This window comes from Streptomyces sp. NPDC054842, from assembly GCF_053611025.1.
The window spans coordinates 74,686-89,162 of sequence record NZ_JBSGZN010000033.1; the positions used below are offsets into that span (position 1 = coordinate 74,686).

A 14,477-nucleotide genomic window follows, 5' to 3' on the forward strand; every position below is an offset into this window, starting at 1 on the left:
GCTAGGCCGCGCCGCCCGGGCCCTCTCTCACGTACTGATCGATCAGCCCTCACGGATCGCACGAGCCTCCCAGGAGTCCCTTCATGAAGACGATCGACGAACTTCTCGCCGAAGGCGTGGACGGCAAGCGGGTCTTCGTCCGCGCCGACCTGAACGTGCCGCTGGCCGACGGCCGCATCACCGACGACGGCCGCATCCGCGCCGTCCTGCCCACCGTCAAGGCCCTCGCGGAAGCGGGCGCCAAGGTGGTCGTCGCCTCCCACCTGGGCCGCCCCAAGGGCGCCCCGGACCCGGCCTTCTCCCTGCTCCGGCCCGCCGAGCGGCTCGGTGAACTCCTCGGCACGTCCGTGGCGTTCGCCCAGGACACCGTCGGCCCCGCCGCCCACGACGCGGTGAACGGACTGCAGCCCGGCCAGGTCGCCGTCATCGAGAACCTGCGCTTCAACGCCGGCGAGACGTCCAAGGACGACACCGAGCGCGGCGAGTTCGCCGATCAGCTCGCCGCCCTCGCCGACGTCTACGTCGGTGACGGCTTCGGCGCCGTGCACCGTAAGCACGCCTCCGTGTACGACCTCCCGGCCCGCCTGCCGCACTACGCCGGCTACCTCATCGCCACCGAGGTCGGCGTCCTGAAGAAGCTCACCGAGGACGTCAAGCGGCCCTACGTGGTGGCGCTCGGCGGCTCCAAGGTCTCCGACAAGCTCGCCGTCATCGACCAGCTCCTCGGCAAGGCCGACAAGCTGCTCATCGGCGGCGGCATGGCGTTCACCTTCCTCAAGGCCAAGGGCTACGAGATCGGCGCCTCCCTCGTCCAGGAGGACCAGATCCCGGCCGTCGTCGAGTACGTCGAGCGCGCGGAGAAGAACGGCGTCGAGCTGGTCGTCCCCGTCGACGTCGTGGCCGCGACCGCGTTCCCGGACCTGAAGACGAAGGCCCCCTCCGACCCCACCACCGTCGCCGCGGACGCCATCCCGGCCGACCGGATGGGTCTCGACATCGGTCCTGAGACCCGCAAGCTGTACGCATCGAAGCTCGCAGACGCCGCCACCGTCTTCTGGAACGGTCCCATGGGCGTCTTCGAGCACCCGGACTACGCCGAGGGCACCAAGACGGTCGCCCAGGCCCTCCTCGACTCCCCGGCCTTCACGGTCGTCGGCGGTGGCGACTCCGCCGCGGCCGTCCGCATCCTGGGCTTCGACGAGCAGGCATTCGGCCACATCTCGACCGGCGGCGGCGCCTCCCTCGAATACCTCGAGGGCAAGACGCTCCCCGGCCTCGCCGCACTGGAGGACTGACCTCAATGAGCACGCGCACGCCGCTGATGGCGGGCAACTGGAAGATGAACCTCAACCACCTCGAGGCCATCGCGCACGTCCAGAAGCTCGCCTTCGCCCTGGCCGACAAGGACTACGAGGCCGTCGAGGTCGCCGTCCTGCCGCCCTTCACCGACCTGCGCTCCGTGCAGACCCTGGTCGACGGCGACAAGCTGAGGATCAAGTACGGCGCCCAGGACCTCTCGGCCCAGGACTCCGGCGCCTACACCGGCGAGATCTCCGGGGCGATGCTGTCGAAGCTCAAGTGCACGTACGTGGCGATCGGCCACTCCGAGCGCCGGCAGTACCACAACGAGACCGACGAACAGTGCAACGCCAAGGTCAAGGCCGCCTTCAAGCACGGGCTCACCCCGATCCTGTGCGTCGGTGAGGGACTGGACGTCCGCAAGGCCGGCAACCAGGTCTCGCACACGCTCGCGCAGGTCGACGGCGCCCTCAAGGACGTCCCGGCCGAGCAGGCCGAGTCCATCGTGATCGCGTACGAGCCGGTCTGGGCGATCGGCACCGGCGAGGTCGCCACCCCCGAGGACGCCCAGGAGGTCTGCGGGGCGATCCGCGGCCGTCTCGCCGAGCTGTACTCCCAGGAGCTGGCCGACAAGGTCCGCATCCAGTACGGCGGCTCGGTCAAGTCCGGCAACGTCGCGGCGATCATGGCGCAGCCCGATGTGGACGGCGCGCTGATCGGCGGGGCGGCGCTCGACGCCGACGAGTTCGTCAAGATCGTCCGGTTCCGCGACCAGTGAGTATGCGGTAGCGGCGTTACGTCGTACTCTTGCGGGGGTCCGGTGGCAAGCCACCGGACCCCCGTTGTCATCCAGATCCGAGGAAGTTGGTCCAGCCGTGGTTATGGGGTTCTCGATCGCCCTGATCGTCTTCAGCCTGCTGATGATGCTGCTGGTGCTGATGCACAAGGGGAAGGGCGGCGGCCTCTCCGACATGTTCGGTGGCGGCATGCAGTCGTCCGTCGGCGGCTCCTCGGTCGCCGAGCGCAACCTCGACCGGATCACCGTGGTGATCGGTCTGCTCTGGTTCGCGTGCATTGTCGCGCTCGGCATCCTGATGAAGACCGGCAACTGATCTCCGGCCGACATCGTTACGGCGTCCCGACAACGCAATACGCACGCACATTCCGTACGTAAGGCCCCATGTCCGGTACGCGCCTCCCGGCGCGGCCTATCATGGGGCTTGCGTCTGGGGGAGGGGATGTAACTCCAATCACTGGACGCGCGTTGGGCCTTACGTAGACTGAGGCGCTCGCAGCGAAGCGTCACGCCGACTCGCTTCGCGGCACCATTACGCAGGGAGTTACGACCGTGGCAAGTGGCAACGCGATCCGAGGAAGCCGGGTCGGGGCGGGGCCGATGGGCGAGGCCGAGCGGGGCGAGTCCGCGCCCCGGCTGCGCATCTCCTTCTGGTGCTCCAACGGGCACGAGACGCAGCCCAGCTTCGCCAGCGACGCGCAGGTCCCCGACACCTGGGACTGCCCGCGCTGCGGCTTTCCGGCCGGACAGGACCAGGACAACCCGCCGGACCCGCCGCGCACCGAGCCGTACAAGACGCACCTCGCGTACGTACGGGAGCGGCGCAGCGACGCGGACGGCGAGGCGATTCTCGCCGAGGCGCTCGCCAAACTGCGGGGCGAGATCTAGGAGTTGACAGCCGGCCGGACACCGAGGGGTGCCTGGCCGGACGCGTCTCGTACGGCCGTCCCGTCCGCTCGACGGCCGATTGTCAGTGGTGCCCTCTACGGTTCTTCCATCAGTGGAGACCGCCGGGGGGCCTGATGACGACGACCGACGTGCCCGAAGCGCGCGCGCCCGCGTGGCGCGGCGGGTTCGGGCGGCTGTGGAGTGCCGCCGTCCTGTCCAGCTTCGGTGACGCCCTGCGGACGGCCGCGCTGCCGCTGCTGGCCGCGACGCTGACCCGCGAGCCCCTGCTCATCGCGTCCGTCACCGCCTGCGGGTATCTCCCCTGGATCGTCTTCGGACTGCTCGGCGGAGCCGTCGCCGACCGGGTGGACCAGCGGCGCGCGATGTGGACCGTGGACGCGGCGCGGGGCCTGCTGGTGGCGGCCTTCGGCGTGGCCGTCGCCCTGGGACACGCCTCGATCGGCCTGCTCATCGCGCTCGCCCTGGCGCTCACCACCCTCCAGACCCTCTTCGACAACGCGTCCACGGCCCTGCTCCCGGCCCTCGTCGACCCCGAGGCGCTCGGCAGTGCGAACGCGCGCCTGATGACCGGCCAGCGCATCGCCGGCGGCCTCCTCGCCGGCCCCCTCGTCCCCGCGCTGATCGTCACGGGAGCCGCCGTCCCCTTCCTCGCGGACGCCGTGACCTACCTGGTGGCCGCCGCGCTCGTCGCCTCCCTGCGCGGCGCGCCCGCCCAGCGTGCTCCGAGACCCGCGGGCAGCACCCTGCGCGGCGAGATCGCGGCCGGGCTGCGCGTCCTCGCCCGGGACCGGGCGCTGCGCGGGCTGTGCGCGGCCACCGCCCTGTGCAACATCGGCATGGGCGCCCTCATCGCCACGCTCGTGCTCCTCGTGACGGGCCGGCTGGACGCGGGCAACGCCGGATACGCGGCGGCGACGACCGCGTACACGCTCGGCAGCCTGGCCGGGGGAGCCGCCAACCGGCCCCTCGTGGCCCGCCTCGGCCGGATACGTGCCGTGCTGCTCGCCGGGGCCGTGCAGACCGGCGCTCTCCTCGCCATGGGCTCGATACGCAGCCTCGTCGCGCTGACCGTGAGCATGGGCGTCTTCGGGCTCATGGGCATGGTGTGGAACGTCAACACGACGACCCTGATGCAGCAGCGCAGCCCCGCCGGGACGCTCGGCCGCGTCAGCTCCGCGTTCCGGACGCTAGCGGTCGCCGGAGCGCCGCTCGGAGCCCTGCTGGGCGGCGCCGTGGCGACGGCCCGGGGGCTCAACGCCCCGGCGCTGCTGGCCGCCGTGTTCTTCGCCCTCGCCGTCACCGCTCTGACACCCGCGCTCAAGCGGGACGTATCTGTTGTCAACCCGCACGACGGCGTCACGACAGCTCACGTCGAGCCCTGATCAATTAGGTTGGGAGCGGCAGCGGGGCAAGGTACGCAGCAGCACACGCAGGAAAGAGGCGGAAGTCCGAGATGAACGCAGAAAGCCGTACCAGGCTCACCCAGACACCCGAGTGGACCGCTCTGGCCAAGCACCGTGAGGAGGTCGGCGAGACCCGTCTGCGGGACCTGTTCGCCGCCGACCCCGGGCGCGGCTCGCGGTACACCCTGGAGGTCGGTGACCTGCACGTCGACTACTCCAAGCACCGGGTCACCGACGAGACCCTGCGCCTGCTGCGCGAGCTGGCCTCGGCCACCGGCGTCTTCGGGCTGCGGGACGCGATGTTCCGCGGCGAGAGGATCAACGTCACCGAGGACCGGGCCGTGCTGCACACCGCGCTGCGCGCCCCGCGCGACGCGGTGGTCGAGGTCGACGGGGAGAACGTCGTGCCGGGTGTGCACGCGGTGCTCGACCGCATGAGCGCCTTCGCCGACAAGGTCCGTTCCGGCGAGTGGACCGGGCACACCGGCAAGCGCATCAAGAACGTCGTCAACATCGGCATCGGCGGCTCCGACCTGGGGCCCGCGATGGCCTACGAGGCGCTGCGCTCCTTCACCGACCGCTCGCTGACCGTCCGGTTCGTGTCGAACGTGGACGGTGCCGACCTCCACGAGGCCCTCCAGGGCCTGGACCCGGCGGAGACGCTGTTCGTCATCGCCTCGAAGACCTTCACCACGATCGAGACCATCACCAACGCCACCTCCGCCCGCGACTGGCTGCTCGGCGGACTGGGCGCCGGCCAGGACGCCGTGGCCAAGCACTTCGTGGCGCTGTCGACCAACGCGGGGAAGGTCGCGGACTTCGGTATCGACACGGCCAACATGTTCGAGTTCTGGGACTGGGTCGGCGGCCGCTACTCCTTCGACTCCGCGATCGGCCTGTCCCTGATGATCGCGATCGGTCCGGACCGGTTCCGCGAACTGCTCGACGGGTTCAGGACCGTGGACGAGCACTTCCGCACCGCGCCCGCCGAGTCCAACGTCCCGCTGCTGCTTGGCCTGTTGGGCGTCTGGTACGGCAACTTCTTCGACGCCCAGTCGCACGCGGTGCTGCCGTACTCGCACTACCTGTCCCGGTTCACCGCGTACCTCCAGCAGCTGGACATGGAGTCCAACGGCAAGTCGGTGGACCGCGAGGGACGCCCCGTGGAGTGGCAGACCGGCCCGGTCGTCTGGGGCACCCCGGGCACCAACGGCCAGCACGCCTACTACCAACTCATCCACCAGGGCACCAAGTTGATTCCGGCCGACTTCATCGGCTTCGCCGAGCCGGTCGGCGAGCTGAGCGGCCAACTCAAGGCGCAGCACGACCTGCTGATGGCGAACTTCTTCGCGCAGACGCAGGCGCTGGCCTTCGGCAAGACGCCGGACGAGGTGCGCGGCGAAGGGGTGCCCGAGGAGCTGGTCCCGCACAAGACCTTCCGGGGCAACCACCCCACGACGACGATCCTGGCCCGCGAACTCACCCCGTCCGTACTGGGCCAGCTGATCGCCCTGTACGAGCACAAGGTGTTCGTCCAGGGCGCGATCTGGAACATCGACTCCTTCGACCAGTGGGGCGTCGAGCTGGGCAAGGTCCTCGCCAAGCGCGTGGAACCCGCGCTCACCGAGGGCGCCGACGTGCCAGGGCTTGACGAGTCGACGAAGGCCCTGGTCGCCAAGTACCGGCAGCTGCGCGGCCGTTAAAAACGTCTCGGCGCACGGGAGGCGGGCGTGATCGCCCCGCCTCCCGTGGACTCGCCGCCGGTCGAATCGACGAAAGCTCGGGGGAGCACGTGACCGGTTCACGGAGAAGATGGCTGAGCGGCCCGCTGTCGGCGAGGTCGGCGTTCACCTTCCGCCGGGGCGGCCCCCACGCGCCGGGCCCGGGCCACCCGTACCCCCAGCCGCCCTACCCGCACGGGCCCGCCAACCCGTACCGTCCGCCCGGGACCTGAGGCGGGCGCGGTGCCGGTGGCGCCCGTACGGCGGGCACGACGACGAACGCCGGGCGGGCCGTTCGGCCCGTCCGGCGTTCGTGTGGACATGCGGTGGTGACCCGGAGGCCGGGCCGCCCGTGCCTTACGGCGAGGCGGGCGGGTACAGCGAGCGCGGCAGCTGCGAGGCCGCCGCGGAGTCCAGCAGCCACAGGGTGCGGGCCCGTCCGTAGGCACCCGCCGCGGGTGCCTGCACCTCGCCCGCGCCCGAAAGGGCGATGGCCGCGGCCTGCGCCTTGTCCTCGCCGGCCGCCAGCAGCCACACCTCCCGCGCGGCCCGGATCGCGGGCAGCGTGAGCGAGACGCGCGTCGGCGGAGGCTTCGGCGCGCCGTGCACGCCGACGACCGTGCGGTCCGTCTCCCGGACCGCGGGCAGCTCCGGGAAGAGCGAGGCCACGTGGGTGTCCGGGCCGACGCCCAGCATGAGGACGTCGAACGTCGGTACGGGGCCGTGGTTCTCGGGCCCCGCCGCCTTCGCCAGCTCGGCCGCGTACCCCTCGGCCGCCGCGTCCGCGTCGGCGCCGTACGGACCGTCGGACGCCGGCATCGCGTGCACCCGTGCGGGGTCCAGCGGGACCGAGTCCAGCAGCGCCTCCCGGGCCTGGGTGACGTTGCGCTCCGGGTCGCCCTCGGGCAGGAACCGCTCGTCCCCCCACCAGAGGTCGAGACGGGACCAGTCGACGGCGTCCCGGGCCGGCTCTGCTGCCAGCGCGGCCAGCAGGCCGTTGCCGTTGCGTCCGCCGGTGAGGACCACCGAGGCGTAGCCGCGCGAGGACTGCGCGTCCACGATCTTCGTGACCAGCCGGGCCGCGGCGGCCCGGGCCATCAGCTCCTTGTCGTGATGGACGACGAGCTGCGGAGTGCTCACTTGGCGGCCGCCTTCTTGGCCGGGGACTTCGCGGCCTGCCCGGCGGTCGCCTTCGCCGTCCGCCGGGCCGGAGCCTTGGCGGCGGTCTTGACCGCACCCTCGTCGTCGCCGGGAGCCCCGGCGTCACCGGCGTTCAGCCGGTCCACGCCGTAGCGCAGCGCCGACGCGTAGGTGTCGTCCGGGTCGAGCCGGCGCAGCTCCTCCGCGATCAGCTCGGCCGTCTCACGGCGCTTGAGCGCCACCGCGCGGGCCGGCTGGCCCTCGATGGACAGCGTCGCCAGCGAGCCGTCGGCGCGGTCCAGGACGATCGGGCCGCAGTCGGTGTCCATCCGGACGGCGGTGAGGCCGGGGCCGGACGACACCGAGCGCTTCACCGGGACGTCGAGCCGGTCGGCCAGCCACATGGCGAGCAGCTCGCAGCTCGGGTTGAACTCCTCGCCCTCCACCTCGACCGCGTCGACCTCGCAGACGATCTGGTCGAGAGCGGCGGCCAGCATGGAACGCCAGGGCGTGATGCGCGTCCACGACAGGTCCGTGTCGCCGGGGGAGTAGGCGTCGGCGCGGGCCGCGAGCTCCCGTACCGGCTGCTCGCAGGCGTAGGTGTCGGTGACCCGGCGCTGGGCGAGGGCGCCCAGCGGGTCGTTGGCGGGGTCGCTCGGCGCGTTCACCGGCCACCACACCACGACCGGGGCGTCCGGCAGCAGCAGCGGCAGCACGACCGACTGGGCGTGGTCCACGACCTCGCCGTACAGCCGCAGGACGACCGTCTCGCCGGTGCCGGCCTCCACGCCGAGCCGCACCTCGGCGTCCAGACGGGACTTCGTCCGGTCGCGAGGGGAGCGGGAGACGCGCTTGATGACCACCAGCGTGCGCGAGGGGTGCTCGCGGGAGGCGTCGTTCGCGGCCCTCAGGGCGTCGTAGGCGTTCTCCTCGTCGGTGACGATGACGAGGGTGAGCACCATGCCGACGGCCGGGGTGCCGATGGCGCGGCGGCCCTGCACGAGCGCCTTGTTGATCTTGCTGGCCGTGGTGTCCGTGAGATCTGTCTTCATGGCCGCCGCCAGCTCCGTCCGTCTCGTTCCAGCATCTGGTCCGCCTCGACGGGACCCCAGGTGCCGGCCGGGTACTGCGCGGGCTTGCCGTGCTTGTCCCAGTACTCCTCGATCGGGTCGAGGATCTTCCAGGACAGCTCGACCTCCTCCGTGCGCGGGAAGAGGTTGGAGTCGCCGAGCAGGACGTCGAGGATCAGCCGCTCGTACGCCTCGGGGCTGGACTCCGTGAACGACTCGCCGTACGCGAAGTCCATCGACACGTCCCGGATCTCCATGGAGGTGCCGGGGACCTTGGACCCGAAGCGGACCGTGATGCCCTCGTCCGGCTGGACGCGGATGACGATCGCGTTCGAGCCGAGCTCCTCCGTCGCCGTGTGGTCGAAGGGGGAGTGCGGGGCGCGCTGGAAGACGACCGCGATCTCGGTGACGCGCCGGCCCAGCCGCTTGCCCGTACGCAGGTAGAAGGGGACGCCCGCCCAGCGGCGGTTGTCGATCTCCAGCTTGACGGCCGCGAAGGTGTCGGTCTTCGACTTCGCGTCGATGCCGTCCTCCTGGAGGTAGCCGACGACCTTCGCGCCGCCCTGCCACCCCGCCGCGTACTGCCCGCGGACCGTGTTGCTGCCCAGGTCCTTCGGCAGCCTGGCCGCGCCGAGCACCTTGGTCTTCTCGGCGGCGAGCGCGTCCGCGTCGAAGGAGGCCGGCTCCTCCATCGCGGTCAGGGCCATCAGCTGGAGCAGGTGGTTCTGGATGACGTCACGGGCCGCGCCGATGCCGTCGTAGTAGCCGGCCCGGCCGCCGATGCCGATGTCCTCGGCCATCGTGATCTGGATGTGGTCGACGTACGACCGGTTCCAGACCGGCTCGAACATCTGGTTGGCGAAGCGCAGCGCCAGGATGTTCTGGACGGTCTCCTTGCCCAGGTAGTGGTCGATGCGAAAGACCTGGTCCGGGGCGAAGACCTCGTGGACGATCGCGTTGAGCTCCTCGGCCGACTTGAGGTCGTGGCCGAAGGGCTTCTCGATGACCGCGCGCCGCCAGGAGCCGCCCTGCTGGTCGGCCAGCCCGTGCTTCTTGAGCTGCTGCACGACCTTGGGGAAGAACTTCGGCGGTACGGACAGGTAGAAGGCGAAGTTGCCGCCCGTGCCCTGCGCCTTGTCGAGGTCCTCGATCGTCGCCTTCAGCTGCTCGAAGGCGTCGTCGTCGTCGAAGTCGCCCTGGACGAAGCGCATCCCCTGGATGAGCTGCTGCCAGACCTCCTCGCGGAACTCGGTGCGCGCGTGCTCCTTGACGGCGTCGTGGACCTCCTGGGCGAAGTCCTCGTCCTGCCATTCCCGCCGGGCGAAGCCGACGAGCGAGAAGCCCGGTGGCAGCAGTCCGCGGTTGGCGAGGTCGTACACGGCGGGCATCAGCTTTTTACGTGACAAATCGCCCGTGACGCCGAAGATGACCAGGCCCGACGGCCCCGCGATACGCGGGAGCCGTCGGTCTGCGGGGTCACGCAGCGGATTGCTGCTCGACAAGATCTCAGCCCTCCGAAGGGGCGAGGCGCTGGAGCTCCGCCTCGGTCGACTTGAGCAGGTCGTTCCAGGCCGCCTCGAACTTCTGGACGCCCTCGTCCTCCAGCAGCTGCACGACCTCGTCGTACGAGATCCCGAGCTTCTCGACCGCGTCGAGGTCGGCACGGGCCTGCTCGTACGTACCCGTGACGGTGTCGCCGCGGACCTCGCCCTCGCTCTCGGTGGCCTCGAGGGTCGCCTCGGGCATGGTGTTCACCGTGTTCGGCGCGACCAGTTCCTCGACGTACATGGTGCTCTTGTACGCCGGGTCCTTGACGCCGGTGGACGCCCAGAGCGGACGCTGCTTGTTGGCCTGCGCCTTGTCGAGGGCGGCCCAGCGCTCACCGCTGAACACCTCCTCGTACGCCTGGTAGGCGAGGCGCGCGTTGGCGACGCCGGCCTTGCCGCGGGCGGCCTTGGCCTCGTCGGTGCCCAGCGCGTCGATCCGCTTGTCGATCTCCGTGTCCACCCGGGACACGAAGAAGGACGCCACCGAGTGGATCTTCGAGAGGTCCAGGCCGCGCTCCTTGGCCTTCTCCAGACCGGCCAGGTAGGCGTCCATGACCTTGCGGTAGCGCTCCAGCGAGAAGATCAGCGTCACGTTGACGCTGATGCCGAGGCCGATGACCTCGGTGATCGCCGGGATGCCCGCCTCGGTGGCCGGGATCTTGATGAGCGTGTTCGGGCGGTCCACCAGCCAGGCCAGCTGCTTGGCCTCGGCGACCGTCGCCTTGGTGTCGTGGGCGAGGCGCGGGTCGACCTCGATGGAGACCCGGCCGTCCTGGCCGCCCGTGGAGTCGAACACCGGGCGCAGGATGTCGGCGGCGTCACGGACGTCCGCCGTCGTGATCATGCGGATGGCTTCCTCGACCGTGACCCGGCGGGCGGCGAGGTCGGAGACCTGGGTGTCGTACCCGTCGCCCTGGGAGATCGCCTTCTGGAAGATCGACGGGTTGGTGGTGACGCCCACGACGTGCTGCTGGTCGATCAGCTCGGCGAGGTTGCCGGACGTGATCCGCTTGCGCGACAGGTCGTCCAGCCAGATCGCGACGCCTGCTTCGGAGAGGCGCTTGAGTGCGTCTGTCATGGAAAATGCATCTCCTACGTGTCGTAGTTCAGCGTCAGCGCTGGGCTGCGGCGATCGATTCCCGGGCGACGGAGGCGACGTTCTCGGCAGTGAAGCCGAACTCCTGGAAGAGCACCTTGCCGTCGGCGGAAGCACCGAAGTGCTCCAGCGAAACAATGCGTCCGGCGTCGCCGACGAACCGGTGCCAGGTCAGACCGATGCCGGCTTCCACCGCCACCCGCGCCCTGACGGACGGCGGCAGGACGCTGTCCCGGTACCCCTGGTCCTGCTCCTCGAACCACTCCACGGACGGCATGGACACGACCCGCGTCGGCACGCCCTCGGCCTGGAGCCGCTCACGCGCCTCGACCGCCACATGCACCTCGGAGCCCGTCCCGATCAGGATGACCTCGGGAGTGCCGCCGTCGGCCTCGAACAGCACGTAACCGCCCTTGGCGGCATCGTCGTTGGCCTCGTACGTCGGCACGCCCTGGCGGGTGAGCGCGAGCCCGTGCGGAGCGCCCTTGCCGAACACCTTGGTGTAGCGGCGGAGGATCTCGCGCCAGGCGATCGCGGTCTCGTTGGCGTCGGCCGGGCGGACGACGTTCAGGCCGGGGATGGCGCGCAGCGAGGCGAGGTGCTCGACCGGCTGGTGGGTGGGGCCGTCCTCGCCGAGGCCGATGGAGTCGTGCGTCCACACGTACGTCACCGGCAGGTGCATGAGGGCGGAGAGGCGGACGGCGTTGCGCATGTAGTCGGAGAACACCAGGAAGGTGCCGCCGTAGACGCGGGTGTTGCCGTGCAGCGCGATGCCGTTCATCTCCGCGGCCATGGAGTGCTCGCGGATGCCGAAGTGGATCGTGCGGCCGTACGGGTCGGCGCCCGGCAGCGGGTTGTCGGCCGGCAGGAACGAGGAGTTCTTGTCGATCGTCGTGTTGTTCGAGCCGGCGAGGTCGGCGGAGCCGCCCCACAGCTCGGGGATGACCGCGCCGAGGGCCTGGAGCACCTTGCCGGACGCGGCACGGGTGGCGACGGCCTTGCCCGCCTCGAAGACCGGGACCTTCTCCTCCCAGCCGGCCGGCAGCTCGGTCGCGGCGATGCGGTCGAACTCGGCGGCGCGCTCCGGGTTGGCGGTGCGCCACGCGGCGAACGTCTTGTCCCATTCGGCCTTGGCCTCACGGCCGCGGTCCAGCGCGCCGCGGGTGTGGGCGAGGACCTCGTCGGAGACCTCGAAGGACTTCTCCGGGTCGAAGCCGAGGACGCGCTTGGTGGCCGCGACCTCGTCGTCGCCGAGCGCCGAGCCGTGCGCGGCCTCGGTGTTCTGCGCGTTCGGGGCCGGCCAGGCGATGATCGAGCGCATCGCGATGAACGACGGCTTGTCCGTCACGGCCTTGGCGGCCTCGATCGCCGCGAAGAGCGCCTCGGGGTCGAGGTCGCCGTTCTCCTTGGGCTGCACCCGCTGCACGTGCCAGCCGTACGCCTCGTACCGCTTGACGGTGTCCTCGGAGACGGCGGTCTCCGTGTCGCCCTCGATCGAGATGTGGTTGTCGTCCCACAGCAGGACCAGGTTGCCGAGCTTCTGGTGGCCCGCCAGGGAGGACGCCTCGGCGGAGATGCCCTCCTGGAGGCAGCCGTCACCGGCGATCGCGTAGACGAAGTGGTCGAACGGGGAGGTGCCGGGGGCCGCCTCCGGGTCGAACAGGCCGCGCTCGTAGCGGGCGGCCATCGCCATGCCCACCGCGTTGGCGACACCCTGGCCGAGCGGGCCGGTCGTCGTCTCGACACCGGTGGTGTGGCCGTACTCGGGGTGGCCGGGCGTCTTGGAGCCCCACGTCCGGAAGGACTGGAGGTCCTCCAGCTCCAGGCCGAAGCCGGCCAGGTACAGCTGGATGTAGAGGGTCAGGGACGAGTGCCCCGCGGACAGCACGAAACGGTCGCGTCCGGTCCAGTCGGCGTCCGCCGGGTCGTGCCGCATCACCTTCTGGAAGAGGGTGTAAGCGGCGGGCGCCAGGCTCATCGCCGTACCCGGATGGCCGTTGCCGACCTTCTGTACGGCATCGGCGGCCAGGACGCGGGCGGTGTCGACGGCCCGCTGGTCCAACTCGGTCCACTCGAGGTCTGTGGTGGTCGGCTTGGTGCTCACCCTGAGTCAGGGCTCCTCTCCACATGGTCCACATGTCGAATGCCGGTGGGCTCGGCGCCCACCGGACTTTGTCGAGCCTACCCCCGTAAGTACGTGCGTTTTTTCGACTCATTCCAGACTGCCGGGACTGGACGTGATCCGCCTCCCGACCGGCGTGTTCCCCGTGTGGCAAGTGAATACGGAGCCGCTCATCTGACCGCTCAATCGAGAGGGGCCCGGCTCTTTGCGCACAGGCCCCCAACACGACCCCACCCCCGCGAAGAGCGGGGTCTGGGCAACGTCTACAGTGGCGTGGTACGCGCGAGCCTTTACCGGGAGTTCACACCCGGGGCTTGCTGGGAGTCTCTGTCAGGGGTGTGCGTGACGGCCGTCGAATCCCGTCCAGCGGGTGGGGGCACCGCCCATGCCGTGAAGGCCGTGGGGGAGCTCGGGACGAGCAGCCCGCGGGGCCAGCGGCCGTTCGGGGCCCGGGTCAAGGCGTTCGTGGCGCTGACCAAGCCGCGGATCATCGAGCTGCTGCTGATCACCACCGTTCCGGTGATGTTCCTGGCGGAGCAGGGCGTGCCCGACCTGAAGCTGGTGCTCCTCACCTGCCTCGGCGGCTACCTGTCCGCCGGCGGGGCCAACGCGCTCAACATGTACATCGACCGTGACATCGACGCCCTGATGGACCGGACGTCGCAGCGACCCCTGGTCACCGGCATGGTCAGCCCCCGCGAGTGCCTGGCCTTCGGCCTCTCGCTGGCGGTGGTCTCCACCCTGCTCTTCGGCCTCACGGTCAACTGGCTGTCCGCCTGGCTGTCACTGGGCGCACTGCTCTTCTACGTGGTCGTCTACACGATGATCCTCAAGCGCCGCACCTCGCAGAACATCGTCTGGGGCGGCATCGCCGGCTGCATGCCGGTCCTCATCGGCTGGTCCTCGGTGACCGACTCGATGTCGTGGGCCCCGGTCGTCCTCTTCCTCGTCATGTTCTTCTGGACGCCGCCGCACTACTGGCCGCTGTCGATGAAGGTGCGCGAGGACTACGCGCGCGTGGGCGTGCCGATGCTGCCGGTCATCGCCTCCAACAAGGTGGTCGCCCGCCAGATCGTCCTCTACAGCTGGGTGATGGTCGCGGTCTCGCTGCTGCTGACCCCGCTCGGCTACACCGGGTGGTTCTACACCGCGGTCGCGCTGGTCGCCGGCGGCTGGTGGCTGTGGGAGGCGCACGGACTCCAGAACCGCGCGCGGTCCGAGGCGACGGGCGGCAAGCTCAAGGAGATGCGGCTGTTCCACTGGTCGATCACCTACGTGTCGCTGCTCTTCGTGGCGGTCGCGGTGGACCCCTTCCTTCGCTAGACGGACGTCCGGCACTGCCGACGGGCGGGGTGCGTGGCCAAGGCCACGCAC

At 70.5% G+C, this 14,477-nt stretch carries 12 protein-coding genes; 7 read left to right on the plus strand and 5 right to left on the minus strand.

Translation table 11 applies throughout. The features are described 5' to 3' along the window. Positions 1-83: 83 nt before the first annotated feature. From ACWGIS_RS24595 to pgi, 6 genes are all read left to right on the plus strand, one after another. The gene (locus tag ACWGIS_RS24595) at positions 84-1,295 is read left to right on the plus strand and encodes a phosphoglycerate kinase (RefSeq protein ID WP_453364623.1); all 1,212 of its coding nucleotides are present in this window, start codon (positions 84-86) and stop codon (positions 1,293-1,295) included. Positions 1,296-1,300: 5 nt separating this feature from the next. After that, complete coding sequence (gene tpiA / locus ACWGIS_RS24600; protein WP_453364624.1) at positions 1,301-2,077, plus strand: triose-phosphate isomerase; 777 nt, start codon at positions 1,301-1,303, stop codon at positions 2,075-2,077. Positions 2,078-2,180: 103 nt separating this feature from the next. Continuing rightward, positions 2,181-2,411, plus strand: coding sequence for a preprotein translocase subunit SecG (secG, locus tag ACWGIS_RS24605; protein ID WP_453364634.1), 231 nt, complete (start codon positions 2,181-2,183; stop codon positions 2,409-2,411). Positions 2,412-2,647: 236 nt separating this feature from the next. After that, positions 2,648-2,983 (plus strand): RNA polymerase-binding protein RbpA, encoded by a 336-nt coding sequence (locus ACWGIS_RS24610; RefSeq protein WP_006349936.1) that lies wholly within the window; start codon positions 2,648-2,650, stop codon positions 2,981-2,983. A gap of 134 nt (positions 2,984-3,117) precedes the next feature. Next, positions 3,118-4,386, plus strand: a complete 1,269-nt coding sequence (locus tag ACWGIS_RS24615) for an MFS transporter (RefSeq protein WP_453364625.1) — start codon at positions 3,118-3,120, stop codon at positions 4,384-4,386. 71 nt (positions 4,387-4,457) lie between these two features. Then, entirely contained in the window at positions 4,458-6,110 is a 1,653-nt protein-coding gene (gene pgi, locus ACWGIS_RS24620; RefSeq protein ID WP_453364626.1) for a glucose-6-phosphate isomerase, read from the plus strand. 375 nt (positions 6,111-6,485) lie between these two features. Here the strand turns inward: pgi and pgl are convergent, their stop codons facing one another. The 5 genes from pgl to tkt are packed head-to-tail and all read right to left on the minus strand — an operon-like array spanning position 6,486 to position 13,085. Beyond that, positions 6,486-7,268 (minus strand): 6-phosphogluconolactonase, encoded by a 783-nt coding sequence (pgl, locus tag ACWGIS_RS24625; protein ID WP_453364627.1) that lies wholly within the window; start codon positions 7,266-7,268, stop codon positions 6,486-6,488. Then, a complete protein-coding gene (opcA, locus tag ACWGIS_RS24630) occupies positions 7,265-8,320 on the minus strand; it encodes a glucose-6-phosphate dehydrogenase assembly protein OpcA (protein WP_453364628.1) in 1,056 nt (351 codons plus the stop codon). The genes pgl and opcA overlap by 4 nt, the downstream gene beginning before the upstream one ends. Beyond that, positions 8,317-9,843 (minus strand): glucose-6-phosphate dehydrogenase, encoded by a 1,527-nt coding sequence (gene zwf / locus ACWGIS_RS24635; RefSeq protein WP_453364635.1) that lies wholly within the window; start codon positions 9,841-9,843, stop codon positions 8,317-8,319. Before zwf ends, opcA begins: the two co-directional genes overlap by 4 nt. 1 nt (position 9,844) lies before the next feature. Next, complete coding sequence (gene tal, locus ACWGIS_RS24640; RefSeq protein WP_453364629.1) at positions 9,845-10,963, minus strand: transaldolase; 1,119 nt, start codon at positions 10,961-10,963, stop codon at positions 9,845-9,847. A gap of 34 nt (positions 10,964-10,997) precedes the next feature. Beyond that, on the minus strand, positions 10,998-13,085 hold the full coding sequence (tkt, locus tag ACWGIS_RS24645; protein ID WP_453364630.1) for a transketolase: 2,088 nt from the start codon (positions 13,083-13,085) through the stop codon (positions 10,998-11,000). A 354-nt stretch (positions 13,086-13,439) separates the two neighbouring features. On the opposite strand from tkt, the gene ACWGIS_RS24650 reads away from it, so the two are divergent. After that, on the plus strand, positions 13,440-14,426 hold the full coding sequence (locus tag ACWGIS_RS24650) for a heme o synthase (protein WP_453364631.1): 987 nt from the start codon (positions 13,440-13,442) through the stop codon (positions 14,424-14,426). The last annotated feature ends 51 nt before the right edge of the window (positions 14,427-14,477 follow it).

Coding starts and splice junctions, on each gene's coding strand:
- ACWGIS_RS24595 (WP_453364623.1), top strand. CDS start 84: ATGAAGACGATCGACGAACTTCTCGCCGAAGGCGTGGACGGCAAGCGG.
- tpiA (WP_453364624.1), top strand. CDS start 1,301: ATGAGCACGCGCACGCCGCTGATGGCGGGCAACTGGAAGATGAACCTC.
- opcA (WP_453364628.1), bottom strand. CDS start 8,320: ATGAAGACAGATCTCACGGACACCACGGCCAGCAAGATCAACAAGGCG.
- ACWGIS_RS24615 (WP_453364625.1), top strand. CDS start 3,118: ATGACGACGACCGACGTGCCCGAAGCGCGCGCGCCCGCGTGGCGCGGC.
- tal (WP_453364629.1), bottom strand. CDS start 10,963: ATGACAGACGCACTCAAGCGCCTCTCCGAAGCAGGCGTCGCGATCTGG.
- pgi (WP_453364626.1), top strand. CDS start 4,458: ATGAACGCAGAAAGCCGTACCAGGCTCACCCAGACACCCGAGTGGACC.
- secG (WP_453364634.1), top strand. CDS start 2,181: ATGGGGTTCTCGATCGCCCTGATCGTCTTCAGCCTGCTGATGATGCTG.